This window comes from Pseudoalteromonas sp. Angola-30 (assembly GCF_028599215.1).
In the GTDB taxonomy this organism is placed as follows: Bacteria; Pseudomonadota; Gammaproteobacteria; order Enterobacterales; family Alteromonadaceae; genus Pseudoalteromonas; species Pseudoalteromonas atlantica.
Map to the genome: position 1 here is coordinate 628,028 of NZ_JAQREI010000001.1, position 22,657 is coordinate 650,684.

Consider the following 22,657-nt stretch of genomic DNA (forward strand, 5'->3'; position numbering starts at 1 on the left):
AAAGGGAAACGCGTTGGCTTTGGCGCCAGACGGTGCAAGAGAAGCATGCCGCTATTGTTGTGCCTGTAAAAACATCGGCGCAAAAATAATCCGGTTTTGTATTTCAGTCAATAAAAATTTACGTACAAAATAACTTTTTATAGGAGATAATGTGGAGGCCGTATTTAAAACCCAACGTTTATTATTGCGCTATGCAAATGAGCACGATGCAGCCATGTTACTTACTTTGGTGAATCAGCCAAATTTTATAAAATATATTGGCGATAAAGCCATTTATACGCACAGCGATGCCAAGCGCTACATTGAGCAATCGTTTAGGGCAGCCCATAAACACCAAGGGTTTGGCCCTTATATTATTACTTTACACAATGGTGAAGTAGTAGGAGTTGTGGGTTTTTATAAACGCGACGTACTGCAACTGCCAGATTTAGGTTTTGCCTTGTTAACCCGTTATGAGAAAAACGGTTATATCTTTGAAGCGGCCAAAGCGCTATTACAAAATAGGCACACACTTGGGATAAAGCAGGTCAGTGCTATCTGCGCAGCCAATAACACCGCATCTCAGTGTGTATTATTAAAGTTAGGTTTTAATAGGGTAGGCAAGGCGGTTATTAATAATGATAAAACCGCCGTAATTATATATGGTTACTAAAGTCGCGCTTGCTCTATGGCTTTTGCTACGCTTAGGTTTATGTTTTGCCAAGTTTGCTCAAGAGTAGCCACTAAGCCATCGTAACCGTCATCTTCTATTGGAACTACATGCGAAAAATTATGCACACTAATTAGGCGGCGGCCGGTTTCTGGGTGGGTGTAATATAAGCGCCACAGGCCAGAAATATCAGCGTTGCCTTGCATATCACCATTAAAGTGGTGCACTTCATATTCAAGCTCGTAAAACGTTTGCTGATCAAGCTCGGTAATTACCGGTAAGCCCTTAATAACCATCCAATTAGGCATTGCATTAAAAAGGGTTTGTTGCGCTGTAGCGGTGAGCATCACATCGGGCGATTCACCCCATAGGTTGTAATTTGCCGCATGAATTTGGTTGCTATCAATTTTCATTGCTATGCCCAAATTATTTAAAGCGCCTCTAAGGGCCACGGTTTGCACTCTTAATTGGGCATCAGTTTCTTTTACATGGCGTGATGATGAAGCAATGGGTTGTTCAAACTGATAATACTGCGTTGCGGTTTGAATTGACGCACTGCACCCTGCAAGGGTAATTAACACGGTTATGGCTAAAAATAAGTGTTTCATTATTGCTTCCTTGGTTGTGGATCAGCAGGGAGTGCTTTGTCAAAAATAAACATATTAGGTTGTTCGTTTAAACCCCGTGTAAGCGGCTGAATTTCTTCACTTAAGCGTTTAAATTCAAGCAAGGTTTGCTGTAATTGATGATGAAACTCAGAGCCGGCCTGATAACTTGCCATGGTTTTATCAAATTGACGCATGGTCACTTCAAACTGCTCCATACTTTTGGTCATTTTATCAAAGTTACGGTTAAAGTCGCCGGGTAAGTTTTGGGTATCTTTTTGGCTTAATAACGCACGCATTTCGTTAGCAAGCGCTTGGTAGTCGCTAAATGTAGCCTGCATTTGCGCTAGGCTGTCTTCAATTTTTAAATCGTTTACCTTGTTAAGCACATCCGAGACCTGATCGGCAAGCACCGTAATGCCGCTAGATATACTCGGAAATACATCATACTGGGCAAGCTTTGCTAAATGCGCTTTTGGTGCGTCGGGGTATATATCAAAATCTACATACACTGCGCCAGTTAAAAGGTTGCCGGGTTTTAAAGAAGCACGCATACCATTTTTTATCCAGCCGGTTAGGCTGCTTTGCCAAAACTCTTTGGCCGCTGCGCTATCGTGATATAAACGGCCATACTCAATTTTAATCAGTACCGGCACCGCCGTATTATGGTTTTTAAAATGAGCAGGTTTACCATTAACAATAACGTTAGCGGGGGCTTCTACCACGGTACCAATTCGGGTGCCGCGATATTCCACAGGCGCGCCGGGTCTTAGGCCACGTATAGATTGTTCAAAATCAATAATGTAGTAATCAAAGTCGTAAAAACGCTCTTCTAGTGCTTCTTTGTAGCTTTGGCTTAGCGAAAAATTGTGGCCGTCTTGGGCTAAGTCGCCTGGGGCTTGTTGCTCTGGTAAGCCAACCGAAATACCGCCTTTGAGGAGTTTACTTAATGAGCCGGTACTTATATTAATACCATCGGCCGACAAATCTATTTCAATGCCGGCATTAACCCAAAATATAGAGTTTAATGTTATGAGGTTTTGATACGGTTCGTTAATAAAAATACCGTACTTCATTGCTTGGTTTTTCCAGTCAAAAGTAGCGGTTTCTATTTGGCCTATTTTATAGTTTTTAAAAAATATCCCAGTGCTTACCTCCAGTACTTCAGCGTTGTAGCTGAGTAACTGAAAACGCCCACCTTTTACATCTTTACCAATAAGGGCTGGCTCATCTTGTAATACAAAACGCTCTTTTAGTTTTTTACTCTCCCCCGGTGAAAACTCTAAATAAACACCCGACAAAAGCGTACTCATACCACTAATGCCCGTTTCGTCTATACGGGGTTTAACAACCCAAATTTTGGCATCGTCGGTGAGGAGCTCATTATAGTTTTTGTCTATTTGTGCGCGGGCAATAACGCTATCTTGAGAGTCAGAAAGGCGTATAGCATCAATTTGACCAATTTTAACACTGCGCACTTTTATTTCTGTTTTACCTGCAATAATGCCCTCTGCGTGGGGCATTTTTATATAAATAGTAGGGCCTACATTTGCTTGGTATTGATACAACATCCATATACCAACTAATAAGGCTATCAGTGGAATAATCCAAATAGCAGAAATTTTTGGTTTTGTTGTTACATTAGCCGTTTCGGTCATGCTTTATTCTCTGAATGTTTGTTTTTTGGTGTATCCCACAACAAGCGCGGATCAAACGCATGTGCAGCCATCATTTGGCATATTACCATAACAGTAAAAAATACAATGCCTAGCCCTGGGGTAATTGACATTAAGTTGCCTAGTTGCACTAAGGCAACGAGTATAGCAACAACAAATACATCGATCATTGACCATTTGCCAATAAATTCAGTAAGTTGATAAATTTTAGTATAGCCTTTTGTGTGCTTGTTAGCAGGTTTTGCCACCATAATGCATAAAAAGCTAAGCACAAAGGCTTTGGCCAGTGGCACCACTACGCTGGCCAAAAATATAATGGCAGCAATGGGGTAGGAACCACTTTTCCAAAGTGTTAGTACGCCGCCAATTAAGGTTGACGGTGACACATCACCCAGGCTGGTGGTGTGCATTATTGGTAATAGATTTGCAGGTATGTAACACAGCACAGAGGTCACTAACCAAGCCGTTGCTTTTTGAACACTGTTGGGGTTTCTTACATGGGTTTGAGTGTGACAACGCGGGCAAACACTACTTTTACACAGTTGATGGCATACGTGGCAAGCTTTAATGTTTTGATCAATAGCGCGCTTGGCATGTGCTGCGTCTTCAAGTGTTGTTGCTGGTTTAATATGTGCCCATAAGCGCGGCTTATTTAAATGGGCAAGCGCCGCAATATACATAATAACAAAGCCAATATATGCCCAAAAGCTGGTGCCAAAACTAATGTCGGCAAGCGACATAATTTTAACCATGCTTACTAACACGCCAATTAAAAATATTTCAGACATGATCCACGGCTCAAGGGCCAAGGTAAACTTGAGCAATCGCCTAGCGATGGCCTCAGGCAAGGATTGCAAAAGCCCAAGATGCATAGGAATAAGGATGATAAGTAAGCTCATTGGCAGCGCAATAATGCTTAAATCAATAAATAAGCCAAGTAACTCACTGTCGTAATTAAATAAAATTCGGGCAGCATCGGGCAGGGTGATGGTTTGCGTTATGCCGCTGCTACTAAAAGAAATAAACGGGTAAAACATGCTGCTTAATAGCATTAGTAATGAGCCAATACTTAGCGCAACCACTTTACTGTCGTTGTTTACATCGCCTTCGCACAACTTATGGTGACAATGCGGGCACACTGCCATTTGCTTATCGGCTATTGCGGGTATATCAATTATTAGGTCGCAGCACGGGCAAATTGTTTGCAAGTTATAACCATCAAAGAAGAATGTTTACGCAATTTTGCTATATTTAAGTTATTAATACAACGCGATTCATCATTAAGCGCAATAACAATATGTTAAGGATAGATGTGAGGCTGTTATTACTGTGCTTTATTAGCTGTTTTTTTATAAGCCCGCCAGTGTCTGCCGCTTGGCAAAAACAGCCAATTGTGATTGCTGCCAGTGCGACTATTCCTCCCTATGTAATAGAAAAAACAGATACGGGTATACAACTTAATATAATTAAAGCGGCACTTATTGAGCAAGGCTTAGATAATATTGTGGTTATTTACATGTCTAACAAGCGCGCTGAGCAGCAACTGCATAGCGGTAATGTGGATATACTGCTTAATTACGCAGGAAAGCGCGGCGCAGGTATTTACCCTAGTCAGCCAGTATTGAGTTATAAAAATGTGGCGGTATCACTTAAAAAGCGCAACTTTACTATTGAGACTATAAAAGAGCTAAACAATAAAAGTGTATTAGGATTTCAACATGCGACAGCTTATTTACCGCCCCCATTTGCAAAAGGGGTTGCTCAGTTTGCAAGTTATGAAGAAGTAGTCAATCAGCGTGCGCAAGTCGATAGGCTAATGAAAGACTGGGTGGATGTAATTATCCTCGATGAGCGCATATTTCATTACTATAACAATGACTATACGCACTCATTACCCGTTAATATTCACCCAATTTTTCCAAAAGCCCCACGCCCTGCTTATTTTAACAACGCAGTGCTGCAAAAAACATTTGATAAAGGCCTGCTAACTATAAAAGCAAAGGGAAAATATCAACAAATAATGAGTGGTTACCACTAAGCTCATTAGTAAGCTAAGCGGTACTTAATCAAACAAAGCAACGGTTTGACGTGTCAAAGCAATTAGCTCCCCCGATTGCGACCAAATACAGCCATCTTCTAAGCCATAACCCCCTTTAGCATGATGTGTAATTGCTTCAAAGCCTAACCATTCACCGGGTGTAAGCGTTGGCTCTTGCACGAATTCTAAATACCACGACATGCTACTTGCTGGAGCCGGCTGTTTAAACATTTGTAATAATGTAGGAGGCCATGCATCGGTAAGGGCTATTATATGTGCTTCGGTAATTGCCTCTGGGGTATGTTTAAAGCGCATCCAGCCGCCTAAATGCGAGGTCTCTGCAGCGCTAAAAGGCATAGCGCCTTGTTGCGGACATAAATCAACATGCTGAAAAAACTCAGGCATTTGCCCTTCAATAAACGGCAATGTATGACGTGCATCCACAGGCTTTAATCCCATTTCTTTACTAACCGGTACATTAACACCCGATTGCCTATCAATAGCAAAACACGCTTGGACAATAACGCACACTTGTTCACTCTGAATCACTTTAGCTAATACCTGAGTACTGCTTTTACCTTGGCGTAAAATTTCAACTGACAATGAAAAAGGCGTGTCGGCAAGCAACGGCCCAACAAAATTAGTGCTCAAAGACAGTAATCGTCTACTTGGGTCAATGTGTTTTCTGATTGCTTGATAAAGTAGTGCAGCAGAAAGGCCACCAAAAGCGGTTCTACCTTGGCACCAATTAGCAGGAAACTCCATTGTATTGTTGTTATTGGCAAGCGAAGCCGAAGAAGAGCTTGAAATAGCAGAGGCTTGTTTTAATAAGTCATCAAAATGCATCGTTAATATCCTTGAAATTATCATTATCAGACATATATAGCACATAACAACTGGTCAGACTAGTTGTGTTGAATAGGTGTATTTGGCGTAAAAAACATCAAACCCTACTTTTATTAAGGTTTTTTGTTAAATAAATTACAAAAAATGAATTTTTTTTCATTTTTACAGTTGAATTAACTTTGTGGCATCCCTATTTACTAGTCATCGAACGTATTAACGAATTTGAAGTTGGAGAAGATTCATGGGTAAAATTATTGGAATCGATTTAGGTACTACAAACTCTTGTGTTGCAGTACTTGATGGTGATAAAGCACGTGTTATTGAAAATGCGGAAGGCGATCGCACAACCCCGTCTATTATTGCTTACACGCAAGACGGTGAGACTCTAGTAGGTCAACCTGCTAAGCGTCAAGCGGTTACTAACCCAACTAACACGTTATTTGCAATTAAGCGTTTAATTGGTCGTCGTTTTGAAGACGAAGAAGTACAACGCGATATCGGTATTATGCCGTTCAAAATCATCAAAGCTGATAACGGCGATGCATGGGTTGAAGCGGGCGGTGAAAAACGCGCTGCACCACAAATTTCTGCAGAAGTACTTAAAAAAATGAAGAAAACAGCAGAAGACTTCTTAGGTGAAGAAGTAACTGAAGCTGTAATCACAGTACCTGCATACTTTAACGATTCACAACGTCAAGCAACAAAAGATGCTGGTCGTATTGCGGGTCTTGAAGTTAAACGTATCATCAATGAGCCAACAGCTGCTGCCCTTGCTTACGGCATGGACAAAAACAAAGGTGAAAATGTTGTTGCAGTATACGACTTAGGTGGTGGTACTTTCGATTTATCAATCATTGAAATTGATGAAGTTGAAGGCGAGCACACATTTGAAGTACTTGCTACAAACGGTGACACTCACTTAGGTGGTGAAGATTTCGATAACCGCGTAATCAACTACTTAGTAGCTGAATTCAAGAAAGACCAAGGTATCGATTTACAAAACGATCCGCTTGCTATGCAACGTGTTAAAGAAGCAGCTGAAAAAGCGAAAATCGAACTATCATCTGCACAATCTACAGAAGTTAACCTTCCGTACGTAACTGCCGATGCATCAGGTCCTAAGCACATGAACGTTAAACTAACGCGTGCTAAACTTGAGTCATTAGTTGAAGACTTAGTAACTAAGTCAATTGAGCCACTTAAACGTGCTCTAGCGGATGCTGATTTATCTGTAAATGATATTAACGATATCATTTTAGTAGGTGGTCAAACACGTATGCCACTAGTACAAAAAACAGTTGCTGAGTTCTTTGGTAAAGAGCCACGTAAAGATGTTAACCCTGATGAAGCTGTAGCAGTAGGCGCGGCAATTCAAGGTGGTGTATTAGCAGGTGACGTTAAAGACGTACTATTACTAGACGTGTCTCCATTATCGCTAGGTATTGAGACAATGGGCTCAGTAATGACCGCGCTAATTGAGAAAAATACAACGATTCCTACTAAGAAATCGCAAACGTTCTCTACAGCAGAAGATAACCAATCTGCCGTTACGATTCACGTACTACAAGGTGAGCGCAAGCGTGCTAGCGACAACAAATCTCTAGGTCAATTTAACCTAGAAGGTATTCGTCCAGCACAACGTGGTACTCCACAAATCGAAGTAACTTTCGATGTAGATGCGGATGGTATCTTACATGTATCAGCGAAAGATAAAGATACAGGTAAAGAGCAAAAAATCACGATTCAAGCGTCTTCAGGCTTAAGCGATGAAGAAGTAGAAAAAATGGTTCGTGATGCAGAAGCTAACGCGGAAGAAGATAAAAAGTTTGAAGAGCTAGTAGCAACTCGTAACCAAGCTGATGCAATGGTACACGGCACTCGCAAGCAAATTGAAGAAGCTGGCGATGCACTACCAAGCGAAGACAAAGATGCAATTGAAGCAGCTGTTGTTGACCTTGAAGCAGCTATTAAGAGCGATGACAAAGCAGAAATTGAAGCTAAAACGCAAGCACTTGCTGAAAAGTCTCAAAAGCTAATGGAAATCGCTCAAGCTAAAGCGCAACAAGGTGGCGCAGATGCAGGCGAGCAACCACAACAGTCTGCTAAGCAAGACGACGATGTAGTTGATGCTGAGTTTGAAGAAGTAAAAGACGACAAGTAATTGTCAGCTAAGCTTCTAACTAGCCTAAACAACATGATTTGCTCAAGTTTTTAGGGTAGGATGAACTTTTGAGGCGCGCAGGCTACAGCTTGTCGCGCCTTTTGTATGTATTTAAGGTTTAAAATTTTCATGATAAATCGATGTGATTTATCGGTTTATCCCGCAGCCTAGCTGCAAATAGAAAAGAGTAGTGTGATAGATATGTCAAAACGCGATTATTACGAAGTTCTCGGCGTAAGCAAAGATGCAAGCGAGAGAGACATAAAAAAAGCGTATAAACGCTTAGCGATGAAATATCACCCAGATCGTACCGCCGGTGATAAAGATCTCGAAACTAAATTTAAAGAAGTAAAAGAAGCTTACGAGATTTTAACCGACGATCAAAAACGTCAAATGTATGACCAATACGGCCATGCTGCCTTTGAACAAGGCGGTGGCGGCGGTCACGGTGGCTTTGGCGGTGGTGGTCAAGGCGATTTTGGTGATATTTTTGGTGATGTGTTCGGTGACATTTTTGGTGGCGGTGGTGGCCGTCGTCAATCGCGTCAACAACGTGGATCAGATTTACGTTACAACATGGACCTAAGCCTAGAAGAAGCGGTCCGTGGTAAAGAAGTAGAAATAAAAGTACCTACGTGGGTTAGCTGTAAGCCATGTGATGGCAGTGGTGCAAAAGCGGGCTCTAAGCCTAAAACATGTACTACGTGTCATGGAGCTGGCCAAGTACAAATGCGCCAAGGTTTCTTTGCTGTTCAACAAACGTGTCCTACGTGTCAGGGACAAGGTCAGATTATTTCAGACCCATGTGATAAGTGTCACGGACAAGGGCGTGTTGAGAAAACGAAAACGTTGTCAGTTAAAATCCCAGCAGGCGTAGATACAGGCGATCGTATTCGTTTAACCGGTGAAGGCGAAGCGGGTATGCACGGAGCGCCAGCTGGCGATTTATATGTGCAAGTATCTGTACGCGAACACCCAATTTTTGTACGTGATGCGAATAACTTGTACTGCGAAGTGCCAATTAGCTTTACTACCGCAGGTTTAGGTGGCGAAATTGAAGTGCCTACGCTTGATGGCCGTGCAAAACTTAAAATACCGTCTGAAACACAAACGGGCAAAATGTTCCGTATGCGTGGCAAAGGTGTTAAATCGGTTCGTAGTGGTGCTCAAGGTGACTTAATTTGTAAAGTAGTGATTGAAACGCCAGTTAACTTAAACGAGCGTCAACGCGAGCTACTTAAAGAGTTAGACGAGAGCATGGGCAAAGATAGCTCAAAAAACCGTCCTAAAGAGCAAGGCTTTTTTGACGGCGTTAAAAAGTTTTTTGACGATTTAACTAAGTAATTAGTTATCGTAAAAACTAAAAAAAACGGTGCTTGATGCACCGTTTTTTTTGGCTCAAATTCATGTGATTTAACCATTTTACTGGGCACGACTTAGCAATATTATAAAGTGCGTATACTCAATCGATTAATTCACTGAGCTATTTTGTTGCCTTAGGCAATTGACCCATATTGCTTTACCCTTTGTACCTATACCCTCGTCAATAAAAGGCTTTTTACGTATCTGCTATTAAGTTACTCTTCAAAATGATTAACCCTTATTGTAGATTAATAATGCGCTTAAAATAATGTGGCTAAATTGTATGACCCCGGCAATAGAATTACTGAAAAAACAAAATGTGCCTCACGATGTACTCAGTTATCAACACGATGCTAATACAACGCGTTATGGCCAAGAAGCCGTTGAAAAATTAAACCTTAACAGTGAGCAGGTATTTAAAACCCTCGTGCTTGAAACCAATGAAGGGCAGTTAATTGTTGCCATTACACCGGTATCCCAGCAAGTAAATTTAAAGCAATTGGCCAAACTCAGTCACGCTAAAAAGGTCGCAATGGCAAGCGCGCCAAAGGTACAAGCCGCTACAGGGTATATCTTGGGAGGGGTTAGCCCGCTTGGGCAAAAAAAGCGCCTAACCACTTTTATTCATTCAAGCGCTATGGCCTTTAAAACAGTGTATGTAAGTGCAGGTAAGCGAGGGCTTGAGGTAGCGCTTTCGCCAACCGATTTAAAGGCACAAACGCGTGCCACCTATGGCGATTTTTAAAAACCTCCACAAAAACCAACACGCCCTAAACCGCAAATTTTAAAGGCGATAATTTGCTGCTTAGGGTATTTTTAACTACAGTCAAAATACCCTTGTACACTATGCATTATGGCAGTATGTATGAATTTTTCTGATGTTAATTTTTTTGCCGTGCTTGTGGCGGCGCTTTCCTCTTTTATGCTTGGCGGTATTTGGTATTCAAACGCTTTTTTTAAAAATGCTTGGTTAGAGTGTACAGGCCTTACGGAGCTTGATTTACAAACAGCAAAACCGGCGTTAATTTTTGGCGGCAGTATGGTACTTGCACTTTTGTCAGCGGTGGTGCTTTCATTATTTTTAGGTAAAGAGGCCGGAATGGGAGAGGGCGCCTTTACAGGTTTTGCCATCGGTTTGTTTTGGGTAGGTAGCTCGCTGGGGCTCAGTTACATTTATGAGCAGCGGCCAATCAAGTTATTTATAATTAATGCAGGGTATTACACATTACAATTTACATTAATGGGTTTTATTATAGGTGTATGGCCCTAAGCAAGCTAAATAAGGCGCCACTTTTAAGCGCTACAATAAAGATAATTATGAAAATATTAGTCGTTGATGATATGCCACTTATGCGCCACGTATTAATTAATATGTTAAGGCAGCTTGATTACAAAAATGTTGTAGAGGCAACTGACGGCCAACAGGCATTAAAAATACTGCGTCAGCAAAAATTTGATTTAGTAATAACCGACCTACACATGCCTAAAGTAGACGGTGTAAACTTGCTCGATAACATACGCCACGACCAAGCCTTAGTCGATTTACCTGTTATTATGGTCACGTGCGAAGATAACGCTGATACAGTAAAACAAGTTATCAAAGCAAAAGTGTCGGGGTTTATTATTAAACCATTTAATATGAATGTGTTATCAGCGCAATTAAACCGCCTGTTTTTTAGAGATTAGCGAAACGCTTTTATGGCGTTTTATATCGTACCTATTATTTAATCCCCTGCGTTTTTCTTCACCGCTTATTAGGCAGTTTGCCTAGCTTCTGTAACGTTTTTATTTATTAACTGCTAAAATGCCTGCTTTGTATCTACGTAGATATGTTAAGGAGTGTATGGCTAAGCCAAATAAAAAAGGGCCGACTAAAACAGTCGATATTTTTTGCTCTGCTTGCAAAGCGGCGCTGTTTAAATATAGAAAAGGCGGCAAAGGCGCTTTAGTAAAGTGTTTTATAGAGCGAATAACCCAAGATTACACAACTACACCGTGTATTTGCCCCCAATGCGAGCGCCCATTTGCGCGCCCAGCAATCATACGCGGTACGCCAGCTTATAAAATAATTGGCGGTAAGGTTACCTTTAAATAACCCAATACGTTTAAAAATGTAATAACTACAAAAGCTTAGATTTGATGATTAGTAAGGCGGACAATTGACCTTGTACCAATAAACAAGCCTGATATACTCGCCCGGTTTTGCTGTTTCAATGATTGAAAAACACCCTCCCCAAGGATAGGGCCAGTTAGTTGGGTTTTTTAAGCAAAGGATAAACGTGTGATAGCACTGTTATTTGATATTGTAGGTATGGCGGGTACTTTCTTAGTTGTTGGTGCATTCTTTTTATTACAACTTAATAAAGCATCCCCAACGGGGTTATTGTACAACATAATGAATTTAACAGGGGCAATTTTGCTGTTAATAAGTTTGTGTTACAACTTTAACCTTGCAAGCTTTGTAATTGAGATTTTCTGGATTGCAGCTTCACTGATCGGCTTATACAAGTACGCTAAAAATAAGCCTCAATTAGCCACTAACTCTTAATTTTAGTACCGCTAATGATGTTTACTGTTGCGAGTCAGTACAGACTTGCAGCAGTTTATAAATAAATTAAGATTTATTGTATTTGTTAACACAAAGTTTCTGTTGTTAGCGCCCATAACCCGTTAAACTAGCGCCCTTAAATTTTATAGCTATTTTGTTGTGAGCTAGGGCATGTTCTCCTTTTCTAAAAAACTTCTTTTATCTTTTGTTGTACTGATAGTGCTATTGTCGGTCGTGTTTTGCTATGGCCGAACTCATTATTATAATCAGGCCGAGCAAAAAGCAGCCCAGCAAGCAACTCAGTTAAAGCATTATATTGATGCTGAGCTTGCGCGTTTTTCAAAAATTCCTCAGCTTCTTACCTATAACAATGAGGTTATTGATTTTTTAGGTGCGGCGCAAAATAACGAAAAAAAGATTAATAACTACTTAGCTGATATACAACAAGCCAGTGGTGCCTCAGATATTTATATTCTTGATGAACAAGGCGCTGTGATTGCAAGCAGTAACTGGCAGGCAGATCATAACTTTTTAGGCAGCGTTCTGTCGTTTAGACCGTATTTTAAGCGTGCATTTGCAGGTGAAAAAGTAGCGTATTTTGCCGTAGGTATGCGTACAAAAGAGCGTGGCATCTATTTTTCACAAGCCATTTATAACAATAATCAAGCGGTAGGGGTTGTTGTTTTAAAAGTTAATGTGAACAAATTTGAAAGTGACCGTGAGCTTTTAAATACCGCTAAGGGCAGCCACTTTTATGTGCAGCTAGAAGATAGCGTGATTGCTATTTCAGATATGGAAAATTGGCGCCTGAATACGTTTTCTACACTCGATATTACTCATCGGCGAGACATCGCTCAGCGTCGAGCGTATTTAGATTATCAACCTAAATTGATTGCCCATTCAAATTACACATCACAAAGGTTACTGTTTATCACAATTGATGAGCATAACTATTTATCGGTAGAGCAAAAGTTACGTTTTTTGAACGCATCGGTTACCGTATTAGTAAATGTATCTAATGCTAATATTGCCCAATTACCGGCGTTATTTGGCTTTGTGGTAATTTATGCGCTTATTATTGCCCTAGGGTATGTTGTTTTAAGGCGCTTTGTTGGCGTTAAAAAGCTGGTTTATTCCCATCACAGTGTCAGTCAGGAAATTAGTGCTCGTACTAATGCTTTTAAAGCACAGCAAGATGCGCTTGTACAATCAACTAAGCTTGCAACAATTGGCCAGCTTAGTATGGGCTTTAACCACGAAATTAACCACCCGCTTAATACCATTAATACTTACTTAGCCAGTGCTAAACGCTTGCTAGCTAAAGGAAAGTTTGAAGCCCTAAACGAAAATTTACAGTTTGTTGAAGCCTTAGTAGCAAGAGTGCATAAGATAGTTGCACAGCTAAATTATTTTTCTGATTCTGCAAAAACGATTATTAGCGAAGTGCCATTAAGTGAATCAGTAGCCAAGGCACTTGAGATTAATAAAAACCAGCTAAAGCAGGACAATATAAGTGTTTTACCGCCTAAAATTGACAGCCAATTAAACGTGTTAGCAGATAAAGCGGCCCTTGAAGAAGTGTTAGTTAACTTAATATCGAATGCCAGCCAAGCAATGCAGGGGTGTATTACTCGCGAGCTGAGTATCAGTGCCAATTATCTAAATAATAGTGTGCAACTGTGTATTGAAGATACCGGTCCAGGCATAGAAGTGCACGATATAGAGACTATTTTTGAGCCTTTTTACAGTACTAAATCGGTTGATGGGCTGGGGCTTGGGTTGTGTATTTCTAAGCAAATTATTAGCGCGCTTAATGGCACGCTAAGCGCACGGAACCGCGAGCAAGGCGGCGCTAAATTTATTATTACGCTGCCTTGTGAGCCGCTAACGAGCTAAATAAAAGTAATTTAAGGGCTAAATTATTGAGCGAGTAGTGATTAATTGTGGCTATTTGTTCCTACAAAAACGGTAATTTTTAGATAGTTAGTGTTATTGCTCGAAAATCAGAACGGCGTTATAGTCGTAGCAAAATGATACACGAGTAGCACCATTGGATACTGATAGCACACACACACCGTCACTCAGCGATACGTTTAATGAGCTGCAAAATAGCTTTTTAGCCCAGTCGTACCTCCCGATAGATAAGCGTATCGTATTATTAAAAACGTTGCACAAACGCATTGTTAGTAATGAACAAGCGCTTATCGATGCAGCATCAAAAGACTTTGGCTACAGAACCGCGTTCGATACGTTACTTGGCGATATTCTACCAACGGTTCAGGGCTTAGCGCACATTATTAAAAAATTGCCAAAATGGGCAAAACCCAGTAAGCGCTCAACTAGCTTAAGTTTGTGGCCATCAAAAGTGAGTGTGACTTACCAGCCACTTGGTGTAGTTGGTGTGATTGCACCATGGAATTACCCCATACAATTGGCATTAGTGCCTGTTATTACCGCCATTGCTGCGGGTAATAGAGTTATGCTTAAGCTCAGCGAATTTACCCCGCATACTAATGCAGTCATAGAAAAAATATTTGCAGACGAGCTACAAGCGCACTGTAAAGTGGTGTTAGGGGCAAGCGATGTAGCGAGTGAGTTTTCTGCACTGCCATTTGCACATCTGCTGTTTACTGGCTCAACGTCAGTGGGCAAGATGGTTATGAAAGCGGCCAGCGAAAATTTAACCCCTGTTACCTTAGAGCTTGGTGGTAAGTCGCCGGTGATAATTACTGAGCAAGCTAATATTAAAAAAGCAGCGCAAACATTATTGTTTGGTAAAATGGCTAATGCGGGGCAAATTTGTGTAGCCCCAGATTATGTATTTGTACCTAAGGCCCTTGAGCATCAGCTGGTGCAGCAATTGTGCGAGCTTTATAAAAAGCACTTTAAAGACGGGGTTGAAGGCAAAAACTTAACGTCAATTATTAGCGATGCGCATTACACTCGCTTAGAAGGGTATTTAACACAAGCACAGCAGTTAGGTGCGCAAGTTATTAAGCCGCTAGATCAAAACCAGCAAGACAAACAAAAACATAGAATGGGTTTGCATATTGTTACCGCGCCTAGCGATGATATGACGTTAATGCAAGATGAGTTATTTGGCCCCATTTTGCCTATTAAAACCTACGAAAAGCTCGATGAGGCAATTAGCTACATAAAAGCGCATAATCATCCTTTAGCGCTATATATTTTAGGCCAAGATAAGCACGCTCAAGATTACATAATGGAGCAAACATTAAGCGGTACAGTTGCTGTAAACGATGCCTTAGTACAGGTGACAGCAGACGATGTGCCATTTGGTGGCGTTGGGCATTCAGGAATGGGGCATTATCATGGTAAAGAAGGGTTTTTAACCTTTAGTCATGCAAAAAACACCTTGGTGTCTAGCACGTTTAACCCGCGTACCGCGCTTTTACTCAAACAGAGCAACCTTATTATTAAGTTGCTTAAATTTTTATATATTAAGTAAATGGGTATAAAAAAGGGCAAATGCGAGATGCATTTGCCCTTGTGAAACGCTTGGGTTTTGCTAGGCGAAAATTAAAATAAGCGACCTTCACCGGCGTACGTGCCTGCGAGTATTTTTTCGTAGATTTTGTCGGCTTTTTCTTTTGCTTCTTCTATTTCTTTAGGTAGCATTTTACGCTCATCTAGCTTACGGCTATGGCTTGCTTGCATGTTGCCGTTGTATTCTGCAATGGTGTTCCACACATACGACTTCTCTAAGTCTTTTGGCATGCCTAGGCCTTCAAAATACATGAGCGCCAGATTAAATTGCGCCAGTGAGTAGTTATTAGCAGCGGCTTTTTCGTACCACGTTCTGGCTTGTTTATAATCGCGCGTTACGCCCTCGCCATTTGCATACATAACACCTAAATTAAATTGTGCGGCGGGGAGGTTTTTTTTCGCTGCTTTTTCAAATAACGTAACCGCCATTTGCTTATCAAGCTTTACGCCTTTGCCTTCATCGTATAAAACCGCTAGCGCAAACATTGAGTCAGCGTGATTTTTTTTAACGCCTTCTTTATAAAGCTCTGCCGCTTTAAAGTAATCGCGTGTAACCCCATAGCCGCCCTCGTAAAGTTTACCTAGTTCGTAAATACCAGGGGCAAAGCCTTTATCAGCTAAATATTCAAATTCTTTTAGTGCCGTCGCAAACTCGCCTTCGTTGGCAGCTCTTATACCGTCTTCAAGAGTTGCATGTGCAAATGGGCTTGAAAGCAAAACGCCAGTGAGTATTAATGCTTTTAAATTAAACTGTGACATAGCCATGTCTCCAATAGGTAATAGTTGCAATGTGTATGTATAAAAACCTGTTTTATTGCAACACTTTGTACTTACTATTTAATAGCCACGTATAAAATGGTGCAAGTGCTTGGGGTTAAGTGAAATACTAACGCTTTGGTGATTATATGCTCGTTTAACACTTAGCCAAGCTGTTGTGGTAATTATAGCTTAAATAAGCAATTATATTGCTAATAATGCGCTGTTTATAAGCGTAAGATACAGATATTACAGAAAATTTAAAGCAGTAAAAAAGCGCAAGCCAAAGCCTGCGCTTTTAATGTCATATTAACCGTCACTAATATGAGCAATGTAGCAAGTAGAGATGAACTTTTATGCTATTACTTGGGTCGAGTAAATAATAGCCATTAAGCAGTCACGCGCTTAAAACAAAATGTCAGCATCCATGCTGTATTTCTTCCTTGGGCACTGAGGTCGTTACACTTTGTTTATACGATTAATTATTATTTAGATTTGACGGAGTGTCAACAGTAAATAATAATTATTATCAATTAAAGTAAATTAACATCTTTGCGTATTTATGTGAAAGTTTGAGAGAAAGCGTTAGTTGAGGATTTCATGTTTAAAATAAAAAATATAAAAGTTTCGCGCGTAGCCATTGCGCTCAGTCTGCTATTTTTGTGTAGTTGTTCGGCTTCGTTTACTTATAATAACTTAACGTGGCTTTCATCGTTTTGGGTAGATGACTACATTGACCTAAATAAGCAGCAAAACAAGCAACTCAAAAGTATTATTAACACAACCCAGCAGTGGCACCGCACCACGCAATTACCCGCCTACAAGCAAGATATACTAAATCTAAAAGGGTTATTTAATCAGCAGTTAGACTATCAGCAACTAAAGTCGCAAGTGGTATTGGCCAGAGCTCATTTTCAAAACATTCTTGAACATGCGCATATACCGCTCGCGCAGTTAGGGCTTACGCTTTCTTATGCGCAGCGCGAAGAGCTTATTGCTAATATCCAAACGCAAATTAACGAAGAATACGAAGAGTTTAATGAATTAACAGCGCAGGAGCGCAAAAGCGAGCGCCTAGAAAGACAGCTCGATTACTACAAACAATGGCTAGGAAAGTTAACCCCTGTGCAAACGCAGCTTATTACCCAAGCTAACAATGCTCATTATGACTCTTCATTGCTTTGGCATCAGTACAAGCAAACGCGTTTAAATGCAGCGCAGCAAGTACTTTTAAATAAAGCGCTCAGTGAGGCTGAATTTGTAAAACAATTAAGCTATGTAATTACACAGCGAGAAGCGTATATGAGCGAAGAACTATTAGCCAGTAATGATGCAAACTTAGCGCTCTATGTAAACCTACTTATTGAGCTAAATACCACATTGAGTGAGCAGCAACGCGAGAGTGTAAATAATGAGTTTGATGAGCTAATTAATACGCTCACCGATTTAATTGAAGATTAATGCTTATTTAAGCCAAGGCTGACATTAGCCAAAAAGCTAACGTATTGTTTGCTAATTAAGCATGTGTAACTTTTTATAAATTATACGCTTATTAAGGAAGTTAGCGCGAGGCGTACTGCGGTGGATGAATTTACAGCAGGGAGTTTGGTTTTTAGTCAGGGCAAAGCCTTTGAAGGCGATTTAATTGCACCTAGAGTGAAAAATTTCAATCCACACAGGTCACCTCGCCCTCGATAAATGCTAAGATAATATTTCATATTTAATAACGTCCTATCTGATCGATTTTAAAATATATCACGTACGCTTCTCACTTTTTTGTTGCTTGATTATCCTCGTTATATCTAACAAATGAAGCAAAGCGACACCATGGTGATAATTAAAACGCGCGCATATTAAGGTTTGTAATGGCTGCAGTTTATGGTTACTGATTTAAAAGGAATGCTCAATACGTGGTATCCGCTTCGTGATGAACAACAATGGGTGCTCGCAACCTTGTACCAAATTGAAGGGTCTAGCTATCGAAAATTGGGCGCGATGATGCTTATTTCGAGCCTTGGCCAGCGCTTAGGCATGCTTTCGGGTGGCTGTTTAGAGGCTGATATTCAGCGCCACGCCAAACAGGTTATGACCACATTACATTCTAAAACTATTACCTATGATGCAACCGATGAAGACGACTTAACATTTCAGCTAGGAATTGGCTGTGGTGGTGTGGTGCATATTATTTTGCAAAGCGTTAATAGTGAAAACGAATACTTACAACTAGATAGCATGTTTAATGCGCTTAAAAATAAGCAATCGGGGCACTACACACAGCAAATTAAACCTTTGGTGGCAAAGGGGTCTGGCGTTTTTAAAACCGTGGCGCAGCAGCACAACTTATCTTTAAACCGCAAAGCAACGCTTTTAGAGCAAGATAAAGTCCAACGTTTAGAGGTGGCTATTTACCCCAGCGCACATTTATTAATTGTTGGCGGTGGCGCTGATGCGATACCGGTATACGCGTTTGCTAAACAACTCGGGTGGATGGTAAGTGTATGGGATAGCCGAGCTGCAAATGCTAAAAGAGACTACTTTAAGCAGGCCGATAATATTTTGCGTTGCCCAGCTGCGCAGCTTAAACAATTTTGCGAACAGCACAAAGTGGATGCCGCTGTTTTAATGGCCCACAGTGTAGAGCTTGACTCACAGGCGTTAGCCGCACTTGAGCAAAGCCAACTAAAGTACATGGGATTACTGGGGCCTGCACATCGCCGAGCGCAAGTGTTTGAGCATGCAAATACAAGTGTAGATAAGGTAGTAGCGCCTGTATTTGGTCCTGTTGGGCTTAATTTGGGCGGCGACTCGCCAGAGAGCATAGCTTTATCGCTCATTAGCGAAATTCATGCGGTATTTGCTAATACAGATGCTACATCGTTAAGTAATTGGGGTAACTAAGGTGCGCATAGCAAAGGTTATTTTAGCCGCTGGGCAATCGTCGCGCTTTAACGGCTGTAAGCTTATAGCCGATGTAGGTAATAAACCAATGATTTGCCGCGCCGTAGATACCTTACAAGGTGATGACACATTACCCATATACGTTATTAGCGGTGCTTGGCATGCGCAAATTGAACACGCGTTACGTGGCTATAACAATGTTGAAATACTGCATAACCCACACTGGCAAATAGGCTTAGGAAAATCCATTGCGCTGGCAACACACACTATAAGTAAGGTGCACTCATTAGAGGGGATTTTATTTATGCTGGCGGATCAGGTTGAGCTTAGTGCTACACACATAAATACTTTAATTACTCATTTTAACAACAACCCCTCGCGCTGGTGCGCTGATTATGGCGAGCGCATTGGCGTACCTGCTGTATTTCCTGCCTGTGATTTTAAAACTCTAGCAGCGCTAAATTGCGATAAAGGCGCTCAACATTTGCTGCGCGATACACAGGTTGACGTTAATACCATTTTACTTAAGCAGGCAAGCACAGATATCGACACTCAACAGCAATTAAAGCAGTTTATTAATAATAACAACAACCTAACTGTAAGCGAATAAACTAAAAAATATAGCCTAAACTTTAGGTTAAACGTTCAAAACGAGATTAAATTTTTAACAGTTATGCCAGCGCGCATTTTAAATGTGCGCTGCAATGCAAAGCGTAATAGTTTCAACGTACGGTGGTATAAAAAGTAACGTGTATGGGTCATGCGTTACTTTAATTTTATTTAGGCTTAATCAAGGGGCAAGCTATGGTGACGTTTACAGTTAATGGCAAAGAGGTTAAATCGCAAGCAAGTGCAGATACACCTTTGCTGTGGGTTATTCGCGATGAAATAGGGTTAAAAGGAACTAAGTTTGGTTGTGGTATTGCTATGTGCGGTGCATGTACAGTGCATCTAGATGGGCAAGCAACGCGCTCGTGTGTATTACCCGTTGGCGCAGTGGCAGGAAAAAACATTACGACCATTGAAGGGCTAAACAACGCGCACCCGCTGCAAAAAGCGTGGGTCGATGAGCAAGTACCTCAGTGTGGTTACTGTCAATCGGGGCAAATTATGCAAGCTGCTACGTTATTAGCAGACAATCCAAATCCAACAGATCAAGAAATAGTAAATCATATGAATGGCAACTACTGCCGCTGTATGGCGTACAAGCGTATTAAATCGGCTATACAACGTGCAGCTGATGAATCGCAAAGTGCAGTACAAATGTTTAACCCCAAAGAGCTAGACGTGTAACTGGAGCCGACAATGAAAAAACTATTTCAAAAAAATACCGAAACCGTAGACTTAAACCGTCGCTCTTTTATGATTAGTACAGCAACTGCTGGCCTGGTTATGGCATTTGCTCCGGCTTTATTTTCAGGTGAACTTAGCGCCAAAGAGTCGATTGCACAACAATCGTTTTCACCCACAATTTGGTGGACTATGAACCAGCAAGGTGAAGTAGTCGTTAGTATTGCCAAAGCTGAAATGGGCCAACACGTAGGCACCGCCTTAGCGCGTATTGTGGCAGATGAGCTTGAGTGCGACTGGGATAAAGTATCAATCACGTATGTAGATACGCACGAAAAGTGGGGCTACATGGTTACAGGTGGCTCGTGGTCTGTATTTCAAAGCTTTAAGCCGCTTTCACAAGCTGGCGCTGCGGGGCGTATAGCCCTTATAGACGCTGGAGCTAGTATGCTGGGGGTTAAGCCTGAGCAGTGCCACGCAAGTAAAGGGCGCATAATTGCAGGCGATAAATCGCTCAGTTATGCCGATATTGTTAAAAATGGTGAGTTTAACCGTACCTTTAGCAGTGAAGAAGTTGCAAAACTGCCGTTAAAGCCTGCCAATAAACGCCACTTAACGGGTTTAAAACAAGACTTTAAAGCGCTTGATATTCCGGCAAAAACAAATGGTACTGCCGTATACGGTATAGATGTAGAGCTTGAAGGCATGGTGTATGCGCGCCCTGTGATCCCACCAACACGCTATGGTAGTGAAGTGACACAGGTGGACGATAGCGCTGCAAAAGCAATAAAAGGCTATAAAGGGTTTGAAATTTTAAACGACCCGAGTAATACCGTACAAGGCTGGGTGGTGGTTTTAGCTGACAATTACCCCAGTGCTATTAAAGCGGTAGATGCGCTAAAAGTAACTTATAAAAAAGGGCAAACAGCTAATGTTACAGAGGCCGATATTCAATCCCTGGGCGAAAAATTATGTAACGATAGCAACGCTGGTACCTTATTTGTTAATGAAGGTGATATCGCTAAAATGCAGGCTGAGGCAACGCAGTCGCTTGAGTCACTGTACACCACAGCAACAGCAAGCCATTATCAATTAGAGCCGCTTAACGCGGTGGCAGAGTTTAAACAAGACAAGTGGATTATCCATACCGGTAATCAGTGGCAGTCTTTAACACTACCTGCATTGGCCAAGGCGTTAGAGGTTGAACAAAATAACGTTATTATTCGCCCTTATTATTTAGGCGGTGGATTTGGGCGTCGTTTATTTGGTGATTGGACTGTGCCTGCAGCATTAACAGCCAAAGCAATTGGCAAACCCGTAAAACTGGTATTTACGCGCGCAGACGATAGCTTATTTGATCAATCACGCTCTGCCTCTACAGCTAAATTAACAGCTTCGTTTAATGAAAATGGCGAGCTCAGTGCAATGGAGCATGCTTTTGCAGCAGGTTGGCCAACAAAAGCAATGGCCCTTGGCTTTCTATCACCAGGGGTTGATGGCAAAGGTAAGTTTGATGCATTTTCAGCCTCTGGAGCCGATCACTGGTACAGCATGGATAACCACCGTGCCCGCGCAATTAATAACGAATTAGCGCAAAGCACATTTACCCCTGGTTGGCTTCGCTCGGTAGGACCTGGCTGGATAGCATGGAGCCTAGAGTCTTTTATCGACGAAATAGCGCACAAACAAGGGATTGATCCGGTTGAGTTTCGTTTATCAATGCTCGATGGCAAAGGTAAACAAGCAGGTAAAGCCCCTGAAAGCGTGGGCGGAGCGCTGCGCTTAAATGCGGTACTTAAAAAAGTGTCAGCAAAGGTCGCAAATGTTAAGCTGGGTGAAAATGAAGGCATTGGTTTTTCAGTAAGTTCAGGCCAAGAGCGTAATATGCCAGCGTGGATTGCCACAGCAGCCCATGTGCACGTAAATAAAAGCGATGGCAAAATTACGCTTAAGAAGCTTTACGCCGTGGTAGATGCAGGTTTAATTGTTCACCCTGATGGTGCACTAGCCCAGCTTGAAGGTTCGTTATTGTGGGGCACAAGCCTTGCGTTACATGAATCAAATAATTACCAAAACGGACAAGTAGCAGCCACTAACTTTAACACTTACTTACCACTTAGAATGCAAGATGTGCCCGATATGGACATAGAGTTTGTACAAAGTGATGAGTTTCCAATGGGCTTAGGTGAGCCTGGAGTAATTGGGGTTGCGCCAGCTATTGGAAATGCGGTATTTAATGCAGTTGGTGTGCGGTTACGTAATTTACCCATGAAACCCAATGAGCTTAAAGCAGGTCTTACGGCCTAGTTAAGTGCTAACAA

General features: G+C 41.4%; 21 protein-coding genes. 16 read left to right on the plus strand and 5 right to left on the minus strand.

What is annotated here, in order from left to right:
* Positions 1 to 151: 151 nt before the first annotated feature.
* Complete coding sequence (locus tag PSH54_RS02830) at positions 152 to 652, plus strand: GNAT family N-acetyltransferase (RefSeq protein ID WP_054981849.1); 501 nt, start codon at positions 152 to 154, stop codon at positions 650 to 652.
* Here the strand turns inward: PSH54_RS02830 and PSH54_RS02835 are convergent.
* The 3 genes from PSH54_RS02835 to PSH54_RS02845 are packed head-to-tail and all read right to left on the minus strand — an operon-like array spanning position 649 to position 4,075.
* Entirely contained in the window at positions 649 to 1,257 is a 609-nt protein-coding gene (locus tag PSH54_RS02835; RefSeq protein ID WP_024031907.1) for a PqiC family protein, read from the minus strand. The two genes, PSH54_RS02830 and PSH54_RS02835, sit on opposite strands and share 4 nt — an antisense overlap.
* On the minus strand, positions 1,257 to 2,912 hold the full coding sequence (gene pqiB / locus PSH54_RS02840; protein WP_029771939.1) for an intermembrane transport protein PqiB: 1,656 nt from the start codon (positions 2,910 to 2,912) through the stop codon (positions 1,257 to 1,259). Before pqiB ends, PSH54_RS02835 begins: the two co-directional genes overlap by 1 nt.
* Positions 2,909 to 4,075 carry a paraquat-inducible protein A gene (locus tag PSH54_RS02845; protein ID WP_248443958.1) on the minus strand — a complete coding sequence of 389 codons (1,167 nt, stop codon included), beginning with the start codon at positions 4,073 to 4,075 and terminating at the stop codon, positions 2,909 to 2,911. The genes pqiB and PSH54_RS02845 overlap by 4 nt, the downstream gene beginning before the upstream one ends.
* Positions 4,076 to 4,242: 167 nt before the next feature.
* On the opposite strand from PSH54_RS02845, the gene PSH54_RS02850 reads away from it, so the two are divergent.
* Entirely contained in the window at positions 4,243 to 4,968 is a 726-nt protein-coding gene (locus PSH54_RS02850; protein WP_096042910.1) for a substrate-binding periplasmic protein, read from the plus strand.
* Between the two features lie 24 nt (positions 4,969 to 4,992).
* Here the strand turns inward: PSH54_RS02850 and PSH54_RS02855 are convergent, their stop codons facing one another.
* A complete protein-coding gene (locus tag PSH54_RS02855) occupies positions 4,993 to 5,814 on the minus strand; it encodes a thioesterase family protein (protein ID WP_273605443.1) in 822 nt (273 codons plus the stop codon).
* 241 nt (positions 5,815 to 6,055) lie between these two features.
* On the opposite strand from PSH54_RS02855, the gene dnaK reads away from it, so the two are divergent.
* The 9 genes from dnaK (at position 6,056) to PSH54_RS02900 (ending at position 15,354) form a co-directional block, all read left to right on the plus strand.
* The gene (gene dnaK, locus PSH54_RS02860) at positions 6,056 to 7,975 is read left to right on the plus strand and encodes a molecular chaperone DnaK (RefSeq protein ID WP_024031902.1); all 1,920 of its coding nucleotides are present in this window, start codon (positions 6,056 to 6,058) and stop codon (positions 7,973 to 7,975) included.
* Positions 7,976 to 8,176: 201 nt separating this feature from the next.
* The gene (gene dnaJ / locus PSH54_RS02865) at positions 8,177 to 9,319 is read left to right on the plus strand and encodes a molecular chaperone DnaJ (RefSeq protein WP_024031901.1); all 1,143 of its coding nucleotides are present in this window, start codon (positions 8,177 to 8,179) and stop codon (positions 9,317 to 9,319) included.
* 301 nt (positions 9,320 to 9,620) lie between these two features.
* Positions 9,621 to 10,082 carry a Cys-tRNA(Pro) deacylase gene (gene ybaK, locus PSH54_RS02870; RefSeq protein ID WP_248443890.1) on the plus strand — a complete coding sequence of 154 codons (462 nt, stop codon included), beginning with the start codon at positions 9,621 to 9,623 and terminating at the stop codon, positions 10,080 to 10,082.
* Positions 10,083 to 10,202: 120 nt separating this feature from the next.
* A complete protein-coding gene (locus tag PSH54_RS02875) occupies positions 10,203 to 10,607 on the plus strand; it encodes a DUF1761 domain-containing protein (RefSeq protein ID WP_096042912.1) in 405 nt (134 codons plus the stop codon).
* A 47-nt stretch (positions 10,608 to 10,654) separates the two neighbouring features.
* Positions 10,655 to 11,023: a response regulator gene (locus tag PSH54_RS02880; protein ID WP_024031358.1), complete on the plus strand. Its 369-nt coding sequence runs from the start codon at positions 10,655 to 10,657 to the stop codon at positions 11,021 to 11,023.
* 157 nt (positions 11,024 to 11,180) lie between these two features.
* Positions 11,181 to 11,432, plus strand: coding sequence for a hypothetical protein (locus tag PSH54_RS02885; protein WP_004588717.1), 252 nt, complete (start codon positions 11,181 to 11,183; stop codon positions 11,430 to 11,432).
* A gap of 186 nt (positions 11,433 to 11,618) precedes the next feature.
* Positions 11,619 to 11,885, plus strand: coding sequence for a CBU_0592 family membrane protein (locus PSH54_RS02890; RefSeq protein WP_004588716.1), 267 nt, complete (start codon positions 11,619 to 11,621; stop codon positions 11,883 to 11,885).
* 171 nt (positions 11,886 to 12,056) lie between these two features.
* The gene (locus PSH54_RS02895; protein ID WP_273605444.1) at positions 12,057 to 13,781 is read left to right on the plus strand and encodes an ATP-binding protein; all 1,725 of its coding nucleotides are present in this window, start codon (positions 12,057 to 12,059) and stop codon (positions 13,779 to 13,781) included.
* Positions 13,782 to 13,935: 154 nt separating this feature from the next.
* A complete protein-coding gene (locus tag PSH54_RS02900) occupies positions 13,936 to 15,354 on the plus strand; it encodes a coniferyl aldehyde dehydrogenase (protein WP_273605445.1) in 1,419 nt (472 codons plus the stop codon).
* A 71-nt stretch (positions 15,355 to 15,425) separates the two neighbouring features.
* Here PSH54_RS02900 and PSH54_RS02905 read toward each other — a convergent pair whose 3' ends face one another.
* The gene (locus PSH54_RS02905; RefSeq protein ID WP_024032214.1) at positions 15,426 to 16,151 is read right to left on the minus strand and encodes a tetratricopeptide repeat protein; all 726 of its coding nucleotides are present in this window, start codon (positions 16,149 to 16,151) and stop codon (positions 15,426 to 15,428) included.
* Positions 16,152 to 16,748: 597 nt separating this feature from the next.
* Between PSH54_RS02905 and PSH54_RS02910 the strand changes: the two genes are divergently transcribed.
* From PSH54_RS02910 to PSH54_RS02930, 5 genes are all read left to right on the plus strand, one after another.
* Positions 16,749 to 17,609, plus strand: coding sequence for a DUF6279 family lipoprotein (locus PSH54_RS02910; protein WP_273605446.1), 861 nt, complete (start codon positions 16,749 to 16,751; stop codon positions 17,607 to 17,609).
* A gap of 417 nt (positions 17,610 to 18,026) precedes the next feature.
* The gene (locus tag PSH54_RS02915) at positions 18,027 to 19,046 is read left to right on the plus strand and encodes an XdhC family protein (RefSeq protein ID WP_273605447.1); all 1,020 of its coding nucleotides are present in this window, start codon (positions 18,027 to 18,029) and stop codon (positions 19,044 to 19,046) included.
* Between the two features lies 1 nt (position 19,047).
* Entirely contained in the window at positions 19,048 to 19,656 is a 609-nt protein-coding gene (locus PSH54_RS02920) for a nucleotidyltransferase family protein (protein ID WP_273605448.1), read from the plus strand.
* A gap of 194 nt (positions 19,657 to 19,850) precedes the next feature.
* The gene (locus PSH54_RS02925; protein ID WP_029771953.1) at positions 19,851 to 20,339 is read left to right on the plus strand and encodes a (2Fe-2S)-binding protein; all 489 of its coding nucleotides are present in this window, start codon (positions 19,851 to 19,853) and stop codon (positions 20,337 to 20,339) included.
* A gap of 12 nt (positions 20,340 to 20,351) precedes the next feature.
* Positions 20,352 to 22,643 (plus strand): xanthine dehydrogenase family protein molybdopterin-binding subunit, encoded by a 2,292-nt coding sequence (locus tag PSH54_RS02930; protein ID WP_273605449.1) that lies wholly within the window; start codon positions 20,352 to 20,354, stop codon positions 22,641 to 22,643.
* Positions 22,644 to 22,657 lie beyond the last annotated feature (14 nt).